The sequence below is a fragment of the Allotamlana fucoidanivorans genome (assembly GCF_045788535.1).
Classification (GTDB): Bacteria; Bacteroidota; Bacteroidia; order Flavobacteriales; family Flavobacteriaceae; genus Allotamlana; species Allotamlana fucoidanivorans.
Genome location: NZ_CP074074.1, coordinates 3,256,159 through 3,274,522, shown reverse-complemented (window position 1 = coordinate 3,274,522; position 18,364 = coordinate 3,256,159). Strand labels below are relative to the sequence as shown.

General features: G+C 33.0%; 18 protein-coding genes. 11 read left to right on the top strand and 7 right to left on the bottom strand.

The genetic code is table 11. The features are described from left to right. Window positions 1-40 precede the first annotated feature (40 nt). The 4 genes from KFZ70_RS13865 to KFZ70_RS13850 are packed head-to-tail and all read left to right on the top strand — an operon-like array spanning window position 41 to window position 5,549. Window positions 41-328 (top strand): DUF4834 family protein, encoded by a 288-nt coding sequence (locus KFZ70_RS13865; RefSeq protein WP_139694871.1) that lies wholly within the window; start codon window positions 41-43, stop codon window positions 326-328. A gap of 28 nt (window positions 329-356) precedes the next feature. After that, on the top strand, window positions 357-2,786 hold the full coding sequence (locus tag KFZ70_RS13860) for a YfhO family protein (RefSeq protein ID WP_139694870.1): 2,430 nt from the start codon (window positions 357-359) through the stop codon (window positions 2,784-2,786). Between the two features lie 24 nt (window positions 2,787-2,810). Beyond that, the gene (locus KFZ70_RS13855; protein WP_139694869.1) at window positions 2,811-4,091 is read left to right on the top strand and encodes a glycosyltransferase family 4 protein; all 1,281 of its coding nucleotides are present in this window, start codon (window positions 2,811-2,813) and stop codon (window positions 4,089-4,091) included. Beyond that, the gene (locus KFZ70_RS13850; protein ID WP_139694868.1) at window positions 4,092-5,549 is read left to right on the top strand and encodes a lipopolysaccharide biosynthesis protein; all 1,458 of its coding nucleotides are present in this window, start codon (window positions 4,092-4,094) and stop codon (window positions 5,547-5,549) included. 82 nt (window positions 5,550-5,631) lie between these two features. Here the strand turns inward: KFZ70_RS13850 and KFZ70_RS13845 are convergent, their stop codons facing one another. Further along, a complete protein-coding gene (locus KFZ70_RS13845) occupies window positions 5,632-6,873 on the bottom strand; it encodes a hypothetical protein (RefSeq protein WP_139694867.1) in 1,242 nt (413 codons plus the stop codon). Between the two features lie 221 nt (window positions 6,874-7,094). Here KFZ70_RS13845 and KFZ70_RS13840 point away from each other — a divergent pair, with 221 nt between their 5' ends. Then, a complete protein-coding gene (locus tag KFZ70_RS13840; protein ID WP_139694866.1) occupies window positions 7,095-7,724 on the top strand; it encodes a T9SS type A sorting domain-containing protein in 630 nt (209 codons plus the stop codon). Between the two features lie 47 nt (window positions 7,725-7,771). Here KFZ70_RS13840 and KFZ70_RS13835 read toward each other — a convergent pair whose 3' ends face one another. After that, a complete protein-coding gene (locus KFZ70_RS13835; RefSeq protein WP_139694865.1) occupies window positions 7,772-8,461 on the bottom strand; it encodes a hypothetical protein in 690 nt (229 codons plus the stop codon). Window positions 8,462-8,675: 214 nt separating this feature from the next. Here KFZ70_RS13835 and KFZ70_RS13830 point away from each other — a divergent pair, with 214 nt between their 5' ends. Beyond that, the gene (locus KFZ70_RS13830) at window positions 8,676-9,629 is read left to right on the top strand and encodes a DUF3667 domain-containing protein (protein ID WP_139694864.1); all 954 of its coding nucleotides are present in this window, start codon (window positions 8,676-8,678) and stop codon (window positions 9,627-9,629) included. A gap of 33 nt (window positions 9,630-9,662) precedes the next feature. On the opposite strand, the gene uvrA is transcribed toward KFZ70_RS13830, so the two are convergent. Further along, entirely contained in the window at window positions 9,663-12,446 is a 2,784-nt protein-coding gene (uvrA, locus tag KFZ70_RS13825) for an excinuclease ABC subunit UvrA (protein ID WP_139694863.1), read from the bottom strand. Between the two features lie 240 nt (window positions 12,447-12,686). Here uvrA and KFZ70_RS13820 point away from each other — a divergent pair, with 240 nt between their 5' ends. Both KFZ70_RS13820 and KFZ70_RS13815 read left to right on the top strand, forming a co-directional pair. After that, window positions 12,687-13,271, top strand: coding sequence for an RNA polymerase sigma factor (locus KFZ70_RS13820; RefSeq protein ID WP_139694862.1), 585 nt, complete (start codon window positions 12,687-12,689; stop codon window positions 13,269-13,271). 56 nt (window positions 13,272-13,327) lie between these two features. Next, window positions 13,328-13,474 carry a hypothetical protein gene (locus tag KFZ70_RS13815; protein ID WP_199240639.1) on the top strand — a complete coding sequence of 49 codons (147 nt, stop codon included), beginning with the start codon at window positions 13,328-13,330 and terminating at the stop codon, window positions 13,472-13,474. A 29-nt stretch (window positions 13,475-13,503) separates the two neighbouring features. Here the strand turns inward: KFZ70_RS13815 and nth are convergent, their stop codons facing one another. Continuing rightward, the gene (nth, locus tag KFZ70_RS13810; RefSeq protein ID WP_139694861.1) at window positions 13,504-14,163 is read right to left on the bottom strand and encodes an endonuclease III; all 660 of its coding nucleotides are present in this window, start codon (window positions 14,161-14,163) and stop codon (window positions 13,504-13,506) included. Between the two features lie 34 nt (window positions 14,164-14,197). Between nth and bcp the strand changes: the two genes are divergently transcribed. Then, window positions 14,198-14,650: a thioredoxin-dependent thiol peroxidase gene (gene bcp / locus KFZ70_RS13805; RefSeq protein WP_139694860.1), complete on the top strand. Its 453-nt coding sequence runs from the start codon at window positions 14,198-14,200 to the stop codon at window positions 14,648-14,650. A 56-nt stretch (window positions 14,651-14,706) separates the two neighbouring features. On the opposite strand, the gene KFZ70_RS13800 is transcribed toward bcp, so the two are convergent. Continuing rightward, the gene (locus KFZ70_RS13800) at window positions 14,707-16,170 is read right to left on the bottom strand and encodes a TonB-dependent receptor (protein ID WP_139694859.1); all 1,464 of its coding nucleotides are present in this window, start codon (window positions 16,168-16,170) and stop codon (window positions 14,707-14,709) included. Window positions 16,171-16,261: 91 nt separating this feature from the next. On the opposite strand from KFZ70_RS13800, the gene KFZ70_RS13795 reads away from it, so the two are divergent. Together KFZ70_RS13795 and KFZ70_RS13790 are read left to right on the top strand one after the other, a co-directional pair. Beyond that, window positions 16,262-17,023: an MBL fold metallo-hydrolase gene (locus tag KFZ70_RS13795; protein ID WP_139694858.1), complete on the top strand. Its 762-nt coding sequence runs from the start codon at window positions 16,262-16,264 to the stop codon at window positions 17,021-17,023. A gap of 10 nt (window positions 17,024-17,033) precedes the next feature. Next, on the top strand, window positions 17,034-17,534 hold the full coding sequence (locus KFZ70_RS13790; protein ID WP_139694857.1) for a hydrolase: 501 nt from the start codon (window positions 17,034-17,036) through the stop codon (window positions 17,532-17,534). A gap of 1 nt (window position 17,535) precedes the next feature. Here KFZ70_RS13790 and KFZ70_RS13785 read toward each other — a convergent pair whose 3' ends face one another. After that, window positions 17,536-17,907 carry a DNA topoisomerase IV gene (locus KFZ70_RS13785; protein ID WP_139694856.1) on the bottom strand — a complete coding sequence of 124 codons (372 nt, stop codon included), beginning with the start codon at window positions 17,905-17,907 and terminating at the stop codon, window positions 17,536-17,538. Window positions 17,908-17,945: 38 nt separating this feature from the next. After that, on the bottom strand, window positions 17,946-18,335 hold the full coding sequence (locus KFZ70_RS13780; protein WP_139694855.1) for a helix-turn-helix transcriptional regulator: 390 nt from the start codon (window positions 18,333-18,335) through the stop codon (window positions 17,946-17,948). Window positions 18,336-18,364 lie beyond the last annotated feature (29 nt).

Sequence of the window (18,364 nt, the reverse complement as noted above, 5' to 3'; positions counted from 1 at the left end):
TAAGGCTGTAGAATTGTATTTTTGCCTTAAAACTATAGTTATGCTACAATATGCATCTGTGACAGGTCTTGTTAGGATGATCCTTATAATTCTTTTAGTTTATTTTGGTATCAAAATCATTGCACGTCTCTTGTCTCCGTTTCTCTTTAAATATGTGTCAAAGAAGGCGCAAGAACGATTTGGTGGACAATTTGGTAATTTTCAAAATACAACTAACCAACAAGACAACATAAAAAAAGAAGGCGAAGTAACTATTGATAAAATGCCTAAAACCAAAACTTCAAATAAAGACGTTGGTGAATATGTAGATTACGAAGAAATTGATTAATTTCGACATCATTTTCTAAAACCAACTCATGTCATTTTCCATTAAAAAGTTCTTACCGCATTTACTTATTTTGCTGGGTTTTGTTATAGTATCTCTAGCGTATTTTAGTCCTGTTTTAGAAGGCAAAACTATATATCAAAGTGATATAGTGCAGTTTATAGGAATGAGTAAACAGCAGAAGGACTTTAAGGCAGAAACAGGAGATGAAACGTATTGGACAAATAGTGCTTTTGGTGGTATGCCTACCTATCAGTTAGGCGCGAGATACCCCCATAATTATATTAAAAAATTAGACTCAGCTCTACGGTTTTTGCCAAGACCTGCAGATTATTTGTTTTTGTATCTGTTTGGCTTTTATGTGTTTTTATTGGTGCTGAAAGTAGATATTAAGCTGGCTTTTATTGGAGCGTTAGCATTTGGTTTTTCAACATATTTAATTATAATATTAGGGGTTGGTCACAACAGTAAAGCTCATGCTATTGCATATATGCCATTAGTGTTGAGTGGCATTTTATTGGTCTTCAGAAAAAAATATGTTGCTGGTTTTTTGCTCACAACCATAGCTATGGGCTTAGAATTGGTTGCGAATCATTTTCAAATGACCTATTATCTCATGTTTTTGGTGGTGATTTTAGGTATTGTGTATTTGTATGATGCTTACAAAAAAAACAGTTTGTTCCAGTATTTTAAATCTGTTGGAGTTTTGTTGGTTGCAGTGGTGCTTTCTATCGCGATGAATGCAACTAATATTTTGGCTACAAAAGAATATGTAAAAGAAAGTAAACGTAGTAAAAGCGAATTAACCATTAACCCTGATGGTTCCACTAAGATAGCTACAACTGGACTTGACAGAGATTATATTACACAATTTAGCTATGGCATTGTTGAAACATTTAACTTGTTTATTCCTAGATTTATGGGAGGCGGAAATGGTGAGGATGTTGGAAAAAACTCTGCCACCTATAATGCTTATAGAAAGTTAGGCGCAACATCAGCGCAAGCCTCTGAAGCCGTTAAACGAGCGCCTATGTATTGGGGTAATCAACCTATTGTTGAGGCACCAGCCTATGTAGGTGCGGTTGTAATATTCTTATTTATTTTGGCGTTGTTTTTGGTTAAAGGACGATTAAAGTGGTGGTTGGTTGGAGGAACATTACTATCCCTTTTGTTGTCGTATGGAAAGAACTTTGGGTTTTTAACCAACTTTTTTATTGATTATGTACCACTTTACAATAAGTTTAGAGCTGTAAGTTCTATTCAGGTAGTTTTAGAGCTATGTGTTCCTGCCCTTGCTGTTGTAGGATTGTCTAAATGGGTAAATGGAACGGAGAATAAAGACGAAAAATTAAACGCTTTAAAGTATACTACGCTTATTACCGCTGGGCTTAGTGTTTTGTTTTTAGTGTTTAAATCGAGTTTATTTGATTTTGTAGGAGCGAATGATGGTATATATAGACAAAATTATGGACCAGATTTTACAAGTGCCTTAAAAGCAGATCGAAAAACACTATTTACTGAAGATACCCTACGTACTTTGGCGCTGGTGTTAGTACTTGCAAGTATATTGTTTGCGTTTCTAAAAGAAAAACTTCAGGAAAAAGTGGTATTAATACTTGTTGGAGCTCTTATTCTGTTTGATTTGATTGGTGTTGATAGACGGTATGTAAATACCGAAGATTTTGTGCCTAGTGTGCAAATGAATGAACCATTTCAAGCAAGTGAGGCAGACCAATTTATTTTAAGAGACACCACGTATTATCGAGTTTATGATTTGGTTTCAGGCCCCTCAAAACCATCTTATTTCCATAATTCTCTTAATGGGTACAATGCTGCAGAACTAAGACGATATAGAGAAGTGTTTGACTTTTATATTGTTAAAAACAATATCAACGTTTTAAATATGCTCAATACAAAATATATTGTTGGCCAGGATGAAGAAGGGAATGCTATACCCTATATGAATGAAACAGCTAATGGAAATGCATGGTTTGTAAAAGAGTTGGATAGGTTAAATTCTGCCAACGATGAAATTTTAGTCCTAGATAGTTTAGAAACCAAAACTAAAGCCGTTACAACATCAGCTTCAATTGCATCAAATAAAACATTTACTCTTGATTCCTTAGCTTCAATTGCTTTAAAAGAAGTAAAACCTAACTATTTGAAGTATACATCAAACAATAAAAATGATGGTTTTGCGGTGTTTTCTGAAATCTATTACCCTCACGGCTGGAAGACTTTTATTGATGGCAATGAAGTAGATCATATACGTGTTAATTATATTTTAAGAGGATTGCCTGTAACAGCAGGAAGCCACACTATCGAGTTTAAGTTTGAACCTGACGTGGTTAAAACAGGTAGCAGTATTGCATTGGCAAGTTCTATAGCAGTTGCTTTAGTGTTGTTGGGAGGGTTATTTTATGAGTTTAGGATAAGAAATAAGAAGATAGAAGGGGTGTAGTGATTATGTTTTAATCCATGTTGCATGAATAAAAAGAAAGTGTTAATCATTACCTACTACTGGCCGCCTGCTGGAGGTCCAGGTGTACAACGTTGGTTAAAGTTTGTTAAGTACCTTCCTGATTTTGGCATAGAACCTATTGTTTTTATTCCTGAAAACCCCAATTATCCTCTTCAAGATACAAGTCTTAATCAAGATGTGCCAACGGAAGTAAAAATTATTAAACAACCAATCAATGAGCCTTATAAATGGGCTAGTTTGTTTTTTAAAAAAACTTCAAAAACTATAAGTAAAGGCATTATATCTGATAAAAAAAAGCAATCACTGGTAGAAAAAATGATGCTGTTTATTCGAGGAAATTGTTTTATCCCTGATGCTAGAGTGGGCTGGGTAAAACCTTCTATTAAAACCTTGATGGGTATCATTAAAAAAGAAGGTATTGAAACAGTCATAACAACGGGGCCGCCACATAGTCTGCACCTCATAGGGTTAGGCTTAAAAAAAGAATTAAAAATAAAGTGGATTGCAGATTTTAGAGATCCGTGGACAACTATTGGTTACCATAAACAGTTGAAACTTACTGGCTATGCTCAGAAGAAACACAAACAACTAGAAAACCGAGTCTTAAATACAGCTGATGACATTATTGTAACTAGTTTTGTTACCAAAAATGAATTTCTCAATATTACAAATAAACCTGTTACTGTAATTACTAATGGGTATGATAATGAGAAAAGGGTTGATTTTGAAATGGATTCAAAATTTACACTAGCACATATTGGTTCGCTTTTATCAAAACGCAATCCTGAAGTTTTATGGCAAGTATTAGCAGATCTATTAAGAGAGCATACTGGTTTTGCAAAAGATTTTCAACTTAATCTCGTGGGGACTGTAAGTGAAGAAGTATTTAAATCTCTTGAATTAATAGGATTGAGTAATTATGTAAATAATGTAGGCTATGTATCTCATGAAGAGTCTATTGTGTTTCAGAAAAAATCACAATTACTTCTTTTGATTGAAATCAATTCTGAAGAAACGAAGTGTATTATCCCTGGTAAACTTTTTGAATATATGGTTTCAAATAGACCAATTATAGCGGTTGGCCCTAAGGGTTCAGATGTTGAGAAAATAATTAAAGAAACTAATACAGGTGTTTACTTTAATTATGAAGATTATGAAGCCATAAAACGCTATATTTTGAAGGGTTATGACTTATACAAAAACAATGCATTGATTAGTCATCCTATAGGTTTGCAAAAATACCACAGAAAGTCACTTGCAGGAACATTGTATAAATTACTTTAAATGGGTTTAGTTGCCACACAATCGTTTAAAAATATAATTTCAACCTATATAGGGTTTGGAATAGGAGCCATCAATACTTTGTTTCTGTATACTAAGTTTTTGAGTGATAGTTATTATGGCTTGGTTGGGTTTATGCTTTCTTTAGCATATGTTATTATGCCCCTAATGTCTTTTGGTATGCATAATACACTGGTGAAATTTTACTCCTCTTTCAAAACAAGAACCTCTATTAATGGTTTTTTAACGCTGGTGTTAATAATGCCTTTGTTTTTAATTGTGCCATTAAGTTTTTTTCTTTTACTAGGCTATGATACTATTGGAGGATTTTTAGCACATAAAAATGGAATTATAAAAGATTATTTGTGGCATACCATATTCATAGCAATAGCATTGGCATATTTTGAAATTTTTTTCGCTTGGGCAAAAGTGCAAATGCAAACAGTTTTTGGTAACTTTATGAAGGAGGTTTTTCATAGAGTTGGTACCATGCTCTTGCTTTTTATGCTTTTCTTTGAGGTTTTAAATGTACAGCAATTTATGATAGGGCTTGTTTGTGTTTATGTTGTGCGAACTCTTATCATGAAAATTTATGCATTTAACTTAAAGCCACCTATACTTACATGGAAACTTCCGCCTCAATTTAATCGAATTTTAAAATATTCATTACTTATTATTGTAGCAGGATCAATTGCAACCATTTTATTGGATGTTGACAAGGTAATGTTGGGTTATTATATTGAAATTGAGCAAATAGCCTATTATAATGTAGCTATTTTTATTGCAACTGTAATAGCTGTTCCACAACGTTCTATGCATCAAATTTTAATGCCGCTTTCTGCGAAATATTTAAACGATAAAGATTTTGAGGCATTGGGAGATTTGTACAAACGTAGTTCTATAAATTTAACCATAGTTGGTGGTTTGATATTTTTGCTAATTGTTTTGAATATAAACGAACTGTATAAAATAATTCCTTCTGAATTTAGTGTAGGGCTATGGGTGGTATTCATGATTAGCTTTGTAAAATTGTTTGATAATGCTTTAGGTAGTAATAATTCTATTTTATTTAATAGTGATTATTATAGAATGGTTTTAGTACTAGGAGTTGTTTTAGTGGTGCTCATGGTTGTTTTAAATATGTTCTTTATCCCATGGTTGGGTATTAATGGGGCAGGGGTGGCTACTTTTTTGGCTGTAATAATTTATAACAGTATTAAACTCGTTTTTGTGTATTCAAAATTTAAACTATTTCCTTTTTCTTTAAAAACCTTAAAAATTGGTGGGTTTCTAATTTTATTTGTTTTAGGATTTTATTTTTGGGATTTTAATTTTTCTCCAATCATTAATATTGTTTTAAAATCTGTTTTAGTGGTTGTACTGTATGTCTTTCTGATTTATAAATTTGATTTTTCAGAAGATTTAACGAGTATTGCAAACCACTATTTAAGAAGAAGTTAGTAATGATTAAAGACGAAAAACCCCGCAACGTTGCTTTGAGGCAAACAGTTTGCAGGGCTTTCCTAACTAACCAACCAAAATTTTAAGAGCGTCTTCTTGTTGACGACTTTGTATGATTACTAGAACTTCTGCTCGCAACATTTTTGCTTGGTTGTCTGCTTGTTGTAGTTCTAGGTTTAATTGTTTTTCTATTTGAACTAGATGTTCTAGTTGTTGAATTACTATATATACGCGTATTTTTTGGATTTGGTTTTTGATAACTTCTTTGGTTTCCGTTTTGCTTTGGTGAATAGGTTCTGCTTTTAGTGTTTACACCTTGTCTACTAGGTGTCCCTAAACGCGTTGTGGTGTTTTTATGAGAACTCATGCTAGGTTTTCTGCTAGGGGTGTCATAATGTTTTTTAGCGCTAGATTGTCTGTTAGGGCTAGTATGTGGTGACTTTCTGTTGTTTAAACTAGCGTATTCATTTCTATGATTTTTACTTGGTTTATGATATTGATCACGTCGTCCGTTATTTTTATATGTAACAGGTCTTGAACTAGATACTCTGTTAACTTGAGTGATATTCTTTCTGCTTCTATTTGCAGTGGCATAACTTCTGTTTCTTTGTATCACGTTGCTACGTCGTCCAACAGAAGTTACGGGCCTGTAATTGTTATAAAAAGGACGGCGATATGTATATCTTACAGGGTAATAGTTTACGCGGTACGGTCTGTTGTAAACTACACAGTGCTTGTAATATGGAATTCTATAAGCATTATGCCAGGGTCTATAAACATATCTTCTGTTGTATATATTGATGTATCCGGTACAATGAGAAAATCTGTTTGCTCCATTATAGTGTACGTATAAACCTCCAACTCGTGATACATATCCAAAATTATTATAATATATATTCACATTACCAGCTTGAGCAATTCTACCATAACCATCATAAAAAATCGGAATGTTTTCAACCTGAATTACGGCACCAAATTCATCATATTGTACATAGGCATCATAGTTGTGTCCTGAATTAAAACTCACGCTAACTTGTGGTGAATTGTATGAAATATTAAATCTTGAATTATTTCTTATGATATTGAAATCAAACTGACCATCTGGGAAAACAGAAAACTCTACACCATTTTCAACAAAAATGAAAGAGTTTCCATAGTTGTAATTATAGTTAAGCGACTGCTCGTTTGAGCTCGCATTATTATTGGCCCATACGTTTTGAGATATAAATACGAAAAACGCTACAAATAATAATGACACTAATAGTTTTTTTCGTGTTTCTAATACATTAAAAAAATGTTCATGGTAAATGTTGAGAGTATTCATAATGATAGATTTTATGGTTCTGTTGAAATAACTACAAACAGCGTGCCAAAAAAGGTATTGCTTAAATGTATCGGTTTTATAGCCCGCAAATAAACAATGCTATAATCAGTGAATGCTTTGAATTTTATTTGCTGTTAAGTTTATGTCAAGTTGAATTTTTACTAATGAATTGAAGCAATGTTTAAGTTTGTTTTTAACTATTAACTAAATATTTAAATATTATGAAAAAACATTACTTTTTATTTTTGGTACTAACTTCTTTTTTAAGTTTTTCGCAAACCGTGACATGGAATAATGAAGACTTAAACCTTTCGCCGGGAGAGACAATTTCGATGGATATAAGCTATGATGTAACTCCTGGAGATTTGAATTACTTAGGTGTTCAATTACGTGAATTAAATTCTTCATGGCAAGTAGTAAATCAGTATACTTTTAATACAGCTGTAGCAGGTACTGAGCCAAATGCTCAAAACAATGTTATATATAATTATACTGTTGACTCAGGAATTCCATTAACAAGCGAGTTGCCTAGTGGTAATTTTTATATATTAATGATTTTTGCCGAATATGATAATGGCGGACCTAATTATACTAATGACAACACTGTAATAACTATTGAAGAGACATTATCAACTGAAGGTTATAACAAAGCCAAACTAAATTCTTTTTATAGTTCAGTTAGAGATGCCATCGTAATGAAAGATAAATTTGATGGTGGTTTTTCAATTTATAACCTTACGGGGCAAAAAGTTTTAGAGGGGGAAATTTCAAATGAAATTAGTGTTTCCACATTAAATACAGGATTATATTTTTTAGTAACAGAATATGGGACTTTAAAATTTGCGAAATAAACCGCGAAATATTTGAATCAAAAAGGCGCCAATCGGCGCCTTTTCTGTTAATGTTTTCTTTTCTTTTGTTTCTTTACTTTTCCATTGCTCTTGTAGTAGTAATAATTATCGTCATAATCGTCGCCTTCATACCAATCATTGTGGCAAATTTCTATATCGTTTCTAGTATTGGTAGATGGCCAACCGTTAACATTACAATACGTATCGTTAAATCTATTAACTTGCCCTCGGACATTGGTAATTTCACCCCAATCATTATAATGAACCCTTAAGCCACCAACTTGTCTTAAAGTTGCATGTCTTCCGCGTCCATAATCAATGTAAACTGATCCTACTCTAGATACTTGGCCTCTTCTATTATAATTGATAAATACATTACCAACGCGTCTTACTTGTCCAAAACGGTCTCTAGAAATATAAACACCATTTTGGCCGTTAGAATATCCAATGTTTACATTGGGTCCACGGTAATTGACATTTAAACTACTTCGTCTTGAACTTGATTTATAATACGTATTATCATTATAATACGGGTCATAATAATTTGTATTGAAATCAAAGCTTCCATCTGGGAAGATTAAAAATTCAACACCACGTTCAATGAACATAATTGGTTGAGCAAATCTGTTCTTGTGTTTAAGAATTTTCTTTTGTCCAACATCATAATTTGAGGTTGTGGCTGACACAGTTGTTAAGCCCATTAACAAACCTGTAAATAATAGTAATGTTTTTTTCATAGTACATAAATTTATTTTGAGCCTACTCTTTTAGCTTTTCGGCTTCCGCTTTGTCTTGAGATTTTCAATTTGCATGCCATTTACGGAGTAATACTTAGAGGTTAACGTAATATTAACAATTTGTTTGTTTTTAAAAATTTGAATTTCAATCGTTTATATGAATTCAGTTTTGGTTGATTTTTTATAATTTTAAAACTGAATTAGAGCCAACACAATGAATTCAAATAACGAAACTTGTAAAAATTGCAGTGAAAGATTTAGTAGAAGTTATAAGTTTTGTCCGTATTGCGGGCAACAAGCCAAAGATGAACTCACTGTTGGCGTGTTGTTTTATAACACCATAAGTAATTATTTTTCTTTTGATGCCCGTTTTTTTAAAAGTTTTGGACCTTTAGTATTTAAACCAGGTTTTATTGCCAGAAAGTTTGTTGAAGGCAAACGTCTGTTGTACTTGCATCCTGCACAAATGTATTTGTTTGTTGCTGTAATTTTTTTCTTTTTGTTTTCTTTTATTCAGCGTGAACAGGTTAGAAGTCTTGATTCTCAGTTAGAAAAAACATTCAATAGTAAAAATTTAGATACTCTACTAAGGAGTTCTAATGTAAAAGAAAATAAACAAGTATTGAATCTTGATGATAGAAGTATGGCTTTAGATTCTTTAATAATAAGCGGTGCATCAGATGCAACGCTTTGTGAATATCTAGGCATGAGCCAGGATGCTGGTTTTTTTGAGCGCAGGTTGTTTTTACAATATTTAAAATTTCATAAAACGAAAAAAGGAGGTAGCGTACTACAAACATTTTATGATACTATTCCTGTAGCTATGTTCTTTTTGCTACCAATTTTTGCCTTAATTCTAAAAGCGCTATACCTACGGCACGGGGTTTATGCGCATCATTTGGTTTTTAGTTTTTATTATTTTTCCTTTATTTTTATTGTGTTTAGTGTTATACTAGGTGTCAATTTTATTTGGAATATCCCAGACTGGATTGATTCTATGATAATGCTTTCTGTTTTTGTGTATCTCATTATTGCTTTAAAAAAATTCTATAACCAAACTTGGTTTAAAAGTGTTTTAAAAGCAAGCGTGTCTTCATTGCTCTTTTTGTTAGTTGTAGCACCTATAACAGCTTTTGTCTTAATACTTTTTGCATTTATGTTCTATTAACTTATTGGAATAATTAGTTTATATAATAAGATATTAAATTTTGATTTTCAGGTATTTTGCTATTTCAGATTTTTTGTTCTTTATAATGTCTTCAGGAGTTCCTGTGGCAACAAGCATTCCGCCATCATCACCACCCAATGGTCCTAAATCTATAATGTAGTCGGCACATTTTATGAGGTCAATATTGTGTTCTATGACAATAATTGAATGTCCTTTTTCTATTAAAGCATTAAAAGATTTTAGTAATTTTTTGATGTCGTGAAAATGAAGACCAGTAGTTGGTTCATCAAAAATAAAAAGTGTTTTTTCTTTGTTGCTACCTTTTCCTAGAAAGGAAGCTAGCTTAATACGTTGTGCTTCACCTCCAGAAAGTGTTGAGGAGCTTTGACCTAAGGTGACATAGCCCAAGCCAACATCCTGTAAAGGCTGTAATTTGTTCTTTATTTTAATTTGATCCTCGCTTTCAAAAAAAGTAATAGCCTCGTCGATGGTCATATTTAAAATATCATCAATATTTTTTTCGGCAAAGGTTACTTCTAGTACTTCTTTTTTAAAACGTTTTCCTTTGCAGGTATCACATTCAAGGTGCACATCGGCCATAAATTGCATTTCAATGGTTACTTCACCTTCGCCCTTGCAAGTCTCACAACGCCCGCCATCTACATTAAATGAAAAATGCTTAGATTGATAGTTTCGTATCTGGCTTATTTTTTGCTTTGAAAACAAATGCCGTATATCATCATATGCTTTGATGTAGGTTACAGGATTAGAGCGAGACGATCTTCCAATAGGGTTTTGATCTACAAATTCTATTTGCTGTACATTGCTAAAATTTCCTTCAAGAGCTGTAAATTGACCTGCTTTGTCACTAAAATCAGTTAGTTTTTTTTGCAAAGCAGGATACAATATTTTTTTTACTAAGGTACTTTTTCCACTGCCTGAAACCCCTGTCACTACCGTTAGCATGTTTAACGGAAAACGAACATCAATATTCTTTAAATTATTTTCTCGAGCTCCAACAATATCAACATGGTATTTTGAGGTTCTTCGGGTTTTAGGAACCTCAATATTCAATGTGTTATTTAAATATTGAGCCGTGAGAGAATCAGAGGTGATAATTTTAGAAAAATCGCCTTCAGCGACTACATGTCCACCAAATGTTCCTGCTTCTGGGCCAATATCAATAATGGTATCTGCCGCCTTCATAATATCTTCGTCGTGTTCAACAACAATCACCGTGTTGCCTAAATCACGTAACGATTTTAATACCGAAATGAGCTGTTCCGTGTCTTTAGGGTGCAACCCAATACTAGGCTCATCAAGGATATACATAGAGCCTACTAAACTACTTCCTAATGAGGTAGCTAAATTAATACGTTGACTTTCTCCTCCTGAAAGTGTGTTTGATTTTCTGTTAAGCGTTAAGTAATCTAGCCCCACGTTAGACAAAAATGACAGTCTACTATTTATTTCTTTTAATAGTCTTTCGGCTATTTTGGTGTCGTAATCATTTAGTTCTAATTGTTTAAAAAATGGAATTAATTTTTTTAGAGGCAGTTCTACCAAATCTGTAATGGTAGCGTTTCCTACTTTTACATAGGTTGCTTCAACACGAAGCCGTTTGCCTTTGCAAGTTTTGCACTTTGTTTTGCCACGATACCGCGAAAGCATCACTCTATTTTGAATTTTGTAGGCTTTTGATTCCAATTCGGAAAAAAAGGAATTCAAGCCTTCAAAATAAGAATTACCAGACCATATAAGCTGTTTTTGAGCGTCGGTGAGTTTAAAATAAGGTTTGTGTATGGGGAAATCAAATTTATGCGAATTATTCACTAGCTGATCTTTATACCAACTCATGCTTTCACCACGCCATGGAAAAATAGCGCCTTCATAAACCGAAAGACCTGTGTTGGGAATCACTAAATCTTCATCAATACCAATAATATCGCCGTATCCTTCACATGTTGGACAAGCGCCATAAGGATTGTTAAAACTAAATAAATGTACATTCGGTTTTAAAAAAGTCATGTTATCAATTTCGAATGTATTGCTAAAATGGCGCTGTTTAGTGTCTTTTATAGATTCAATAATACAGGTTCCTCTGCCTTCAAAAAATGCTGTTTGAATAGCATCTGCTAATCTATTATAAAAATCTTCTTCATTTTTGGTGATAATCCGGTCTACCACTAAAAAAACATCATGAGTGTCTTCTAAAACATCAAGTTCATCAATTCTTAAAACCTCGTCGTTTATTTTTATTCTAGCGTATCCTTGCTGAGCGAGTGTTTTTAGCTTATCGGCCATAGAACGGCCTTCCTCAAGTATAACAGGGGCGAGCAAGAGTAGTTTCTCGCGTTCTGGGAATGCTTTTATGTAATTAACTACATCGGTAACCGTGTCTTTTTTTACTTCATGTCCTGAAATGGGCGAGTAGGTTTTACCTATGCGAGCGTATAATAACTTTAAATAATCATAAATTTCAGTTGTAGTGCCTACTGTAGATCGGGGATTGGTAGAATTTACCTTTTGCTCTATGGCAATGGCTGGGGCTATACCCTTTATATAATCTACCTTAGGTTTGTTAAGTCTTCCTAAAAATTGTCGAGCATAACTTGATAAGCTCTCTACATAACGCCGTTGCCCCTCAGCATACAGTGTGTCAAAGGCTAAACTTGATTTTCCAGAACCCGAAAGCCCTGTAATCACCACCAGTTTATTTCTGGGGATGACAACATCAATATTTTTTAAATTATGGAGTCTCGCTCCTTTTATAATGATATTTTCTTTAGGATTTACTTCAGAAAGAACAGTATTCATACGCTTTTTAAGGAATAATTGAGCAAAGATAGCACAACAAACCGAGCTTAAAAAATGAAGAGGTTTAACTTCAATCTTAGAAAAAAATTAATAATAATTTTCTTTTTAGGAATGATTGTTGTTATCTTTGGATTAACTAACATTGAAAATCTTACGTTTATAGCATAAAATTACTTTTAAATATTTAACCCCAAAAAAAAGCAAAGAATCCCTCTAATTCTTCGCGTAAAAGTAATTATTATGAAAAACAATGTTGTTACAGACGCCACACTTGTAAGTAGTTACATTAAAGGAGATGAAGGCGCTTTAGAAATCCTTATTCACAGACACAAACAAAAAGTTTATAGCTTTATTTATTCAAAAGTTTTTGATAAAGACATTGCAGAAGATATTTTTCAAGACACGTTTATAAAAGTCATACGAACCTTGAAACGTGGTTCTTATAATGAAGAAGGAAAGTTCTTGCCTTGGGTTATGCGTATTGCTCATAATTTAATTATTGATTTTTTTAGAAAAAGTAATAGAATGCCAAAGTTTGATAATGCTGGCGAATTTAGCATCTTCTCTGTATTGAGTGACACGAGTTTAAATGCCGAAAAAAATATTATTAAAGAACAGGTTGAAAGTGATGTAAGACGCTTGGTTGAAGAGCTACCAGATGACCAAAAAGAAGTGTTATTAATGCGTATTTATAACGATATGAGTTTTAAAGAAATATCAGAACGCACTGGTGTAAGTATTAATACGGCGTTAGGACGTATGCGTTATGCTCTAATAAATTTAAGAAAGGTTATTGATAAACATAATATTGTTTTAACCAACTAATACAATAAAACAACTATTGCCTCGTTATTTGTTTTAGTAACCCTTAAAACAATACAATGGCAAAACATTACTCTGAACATTCTATTGAAATAATAGAAAAATTTGAACCGAATGAAGAAACGGTAAATTTTCTTCTTAATTACTCTAAGGCTTTAAGTGTTATAAGTTGTAATAAATTGAAGTTTGAAGCGCTTCTGAATTAGATTAAAAAAGTCCTAATTGATTTATTTAATTAGGACTTTTTTGTTTTATAATAGTCATTGATAACAGATTGTCTTCCTATTTTCTTGGTAATGATGTCTTTATCAAGATTCCAGCCTCTTGCCGGTGAGTACTCTCGTCCGTACCATATAATTTGCAAGTGAAGGTCATTCCATAAATCTTTTGGAAAGAGTCTTTTGGCATCTTTTTCAGTTTGAACCACATTTTTTCCAGAACTTAAATTCCAGCGAAACATTAACCTATGAATATGGGTGTCTACAGGAAAAGCAGGTACGCCAAAAGCTTGAGACATCACCACACTAGCCGTTTTATGTCCTACAGCAGGTAAAGCTTCCAGGGCTTCAAAATCAGCCGGAACTTCTCCGTTATGTTTGTCTATTAGTATTTTTGACAAACCGTGAATACCCTTGCTCTTCATGGGTGATAAACCCACAGGTTTAATAATGTCTCGTATGTCCTCAACTGTGAGTTTAACCATATCATATGGGTTGTCTGCCTGTTCAAAAAGCAAGGGAGTAATTTGGTTTACTCTTACATCGGTACTTTGAGCTGATAACAAAACAGCAATTAATAAGGTATATGGGTCTTTATGGTCTAGGGGAATGGGTATTTCAGGATATAATTTGTTTAAGGTATTAATAACAAAATGAACCTTATCTTTTTTGGTCATAAATTGTATTTTTGTAAAAATCAAAAATAAGACTATGAATACTTTAAAACAAGGCGATGTGGTGCCTAATTTTTCATCAAAAGATGAACAAGGAAATACGGTTACTTTAAGTGATTACAAAGGAAAGAAACTTGTTGTGTTTTTCTATCCTAAAGCGAGTACACCTGGTTGTACAGCAGAAGCCTGTGATTTAAGAGATCATTATAAAGAACTTCAAGACAAAGGGTTTAGTTTGTTAGGTGTTAGCGCAGATTCTGAAAAGAAACAGTTGAATTTTAAAAATAAATATAAATTTCCGTTTCCGTTATTAGCAGATGAAGACAAAACGGTAATTAACACTTTTGGTGTTTGGGGACCTAAGAAATTTATGGGTAAGGAATATGATGGTATTCATAGAATGACATTTATCATTGATGAAGATGGAGTGGTAGAGCGTGTTATTGACAAAGTAAAAACAAAAGATCATGCTGCTCAAATACTAGCGTAAAATAAAAATGGGGTTGTTAATTAACAACCCCATTTTTATTTTTATTCTCTGAAAAATTACCTTCTTTTTCGTTTTAGAGTAAGCGGTTTTCTTGTGTAACCAAAAAGTCTGTAATCTTTAATAAGCTCAGCGGTACCTTCAGGAACCATATCTTCCCAACCAGTTTCACCACTTGTAATCATTCTTAGAATTTCTCTTGAAAAAATATTCATAATACTTTCATCATAATCATCTATATCAACTACTTTTCCGTTGTATTTAAAGAATTTGTATAACTCTTTCATACGCGGATAAACCTTTAAGTTTTCACTGGTGATTAACTCTCCTGTGTCTGGATCAAGCATAGGGTATAGGTATACTTTTAAATCTTTAAAGAATAGTTTTCCAAAGGCTTCAAGAATACCACCACTTATATGTCTGTAATATTTTTCGTCAAAAATATCTACTAGGTTACTAACCCCCATGGCTAAGCCCATTCTGGCTTTGGTGTAGTTAGAAAAATATTCAACGACTTTAAAGTATTCTTGAAAATTAGAAATCATCACAGATTGCCCCAAAGAACATAATAAATCAGCTCTATCAATAAAATCTTGCTCGTCAATTTCGCCTTCAGCTCGTAAATTTGACAAGGTAATTTCAAAAACCACTACGGTCTTTTTTTCATCCACCTTATTTTCCTTAATAAACATATTATATGATTTCTCATACATTTCCATGTTTACTCGGGTTACTGGTCTAAAACTACCGCGTAACGCTAAAATATTTTTCTTATAAAATACTTTTGCAGGAAGCACGTTGGTACCATCTGGACCAAACATTACGGCATCGGTCATGCCATTTTTAACAAGTTGTAAACTCATTAAACGATTGTCTATATGCTTAAATACAGGACCTGAAAAATTAATGGTATCAATTTCAACTTGATCTTTATCTAAATGGTCATAGAGATATCTCAACAACTTTTTAGGTTCGTTGTATTTGTAAAAGGCGCCGTAAATCAAGTTGGTGCCTAAAACACCTAAAGTTTCCTGCTGAAGTCTGGCATCTGTTTCTTTAAAACGAAGATGTAAAATAATTTCATTATAATCACCTCTGGCTTCTACCTGATATTTTATACCAACCCAGCCATGACCTTTAAATTGCTTAGCAAAATCAATAGTAGCCACGGTATTGGCGTAAGTGAAAAATATTTTATCTGGATTCTTTTCACGTGTTAACCTGTTTTCCATCAGGTTCATTTCGTGGGCAAGCATTTTTCGTAGTCTCGCTTCGGTTACATATCGACCATCATCTTCAGCACCATAAATAGCATCACTAAAATCTTTATCATAAGCCGACATCGCTTTAGCGATAGTTCCTGAGGCACCACCCGCCCTAAAAAAATGTCTACACGTTTCTTGACCTGCACCAATTTCTGCAAATGAGCCGTAAATGTTTTCGTTTAAATTAATACGAAGTGCCTTAGATTTTAACGAGGGGATGTCGTCAAACTCTTTATCGCCAGTGATGGTTATTTCCATATAAAATACGTTAAGTCTTGTAGTCACAAAGGTATCAAATAACTATAGTAAACAAAAAAATAAAGCTACTTTTGTGCTAAAACAAGGACATTTGAAAGTAACGTTTTTAGGTACCGGAACCTCACAAGGCATTCCTGTAATAGGAAGCAACCACCCCGTTTGCTTAAGTAAAGACCCGAGAGACAAACGTTTGCGTGTATCTGTTTTAATAGAATGGAACGGTTTTTCATGCGTAATAGATTGCGGCCCAGATTTCCGATATCAAATGTTGCGCGCAAAATGCAAAAGAGTAGATGTGATTCTTTTTACGCATGAGCATTCCGATCATGTTTTAGGGCTTGATGATATCAGACCTTTTTATTTTAAGCAAGGAGATATACCACTTTATGCGCACAAAAGGGTTTTAAAATCACTAAAAAAAAGGTTTGATTACATAACCAAAACAAAGCATAAATACCCAGGAGCACCTTCGGTTATTTTAAACAGAATAAAAAATAAGCCTTTTAAATTACATACTATACATGTGATGCCTATTGAAGGCCTTCATGGTGATCTTCAGGTTTTTGGTTATCGATTTAACGACTTTGCTTATTTAACCGATATGAAGTCTGTATCAGATGAAGAAATTGATAAATTAAAAGGAGTTAAAGTGCTTGTAGTGAATGCTTTGAGAAAAGAGGCGCATCATTCTCATTTCACCTTAGAAGAGGCGCTAAGTTTTATAGACATTGTAAAACCCAAGACAGCCTATTTAACACATATTAGCCATGTATTAGGATTTCATAATGAGGTGGAGAAAATCTTGCCAGAGCATGTGTTTTTGGCGTATGATGAATTAGAAATAACTATTTAAAGAAAATAAAATGAAGCAAAGAATTTTCATGTACCTTTTTGTGTTTTCAATCCTACTTGTATTGTTCCAATATGTTAATGCTAAGCGTGTTTTTGAAGATATGGATAGTAAACTTGTAGGCTGTAAAACCCAGTTGCAGAAGTATAAAGACTCTGTAAGTGTCTTGCAAAATCAGTTTATGGAAGCATCACATTTTAATTTAGAGCGTAATGAGGATGCTATGAGTTATTTTGAAGACGAAGGTTATATCATAGATGAGCTCATTCCTTTCATTAAAGATGAATTATATAAACTGAATGAAGTAAAAGGAGAACACCCGTTAGTACCATATGCGTCAAGCGAAGGAAGAAAAATGATGATTAATACAGTAAAATTATTAAATCACAAATGGATTATTGCCGATTTTTCGGATGGGGAATACTGGGGAGAAGTCTTTTTAACCTATGAGATAACAAAAGCAAGTGAGTTGAAGTTTAATTTAGTAGCATATTTTCTTTATCCGTTTGACTAAACTATTTTACTTTATAGGCTATACCTTTCTGTTTTTTTGTTTCCCCAACATAAGAGTATTCGTAGGTGTATGAAGAATCAGTAGTGGTTAAAATTTTTAAATGAATATCTTTTTGCTCAGCCATGCTTTTAGGGTTTATAGTTTTAAAAATGACTTCGCAATCATTAATCCATCTTAACTGTGCAGAATCCACTTTATTATTATAAGTTTCAACCTGTAAAGTTTTGCTTCTATTGAAGGTAGAGATATAAACCGCTCCATCAATAATAACTTCGCTATAGAATTCACCTTCTTTATAATCCTTGCAATTTCTGGTTGTTTCATAACAACTAAATAAACTGCATGCAAATACTAAGACTAATAGATATTTCATAAAATGATATTAAACATCAAAATTACTAAAGTTTAAGTTTAGTTATTAAAGTTTTTAAAGGTTCCGTCTGAATAAAAAATAACAATACGCTCAATCTCCTTGTTGTTGGGGGTGTCATGTGAGTTTAATTTGTCTTCATGACTATTGTCTTTTTCCTTTTTATAAAAATCTAATGCTTTTTGAGGCGCCTCTTTTTTTGGTTCAGAAGGAAATGTTCCTTTTCCATTTAGCAACCAATATAAATCTACCTGCGGATATGCTGAAAGTACTTTTAAAACAAAATCTAAACTTGGTTTGTTTCTTTCAGAAAGGATATGTGAAATACTAGAACGTTGTACACCAATTTTTTCAGCAAAAGAAGAAGCGGTTTCTCCATAATAATGGATAATGTTTTGAAGCCGTTCTACGAATTTTTCGTTGTTTATCATTGTAAACGTATTTACACAGTTTAAGGATT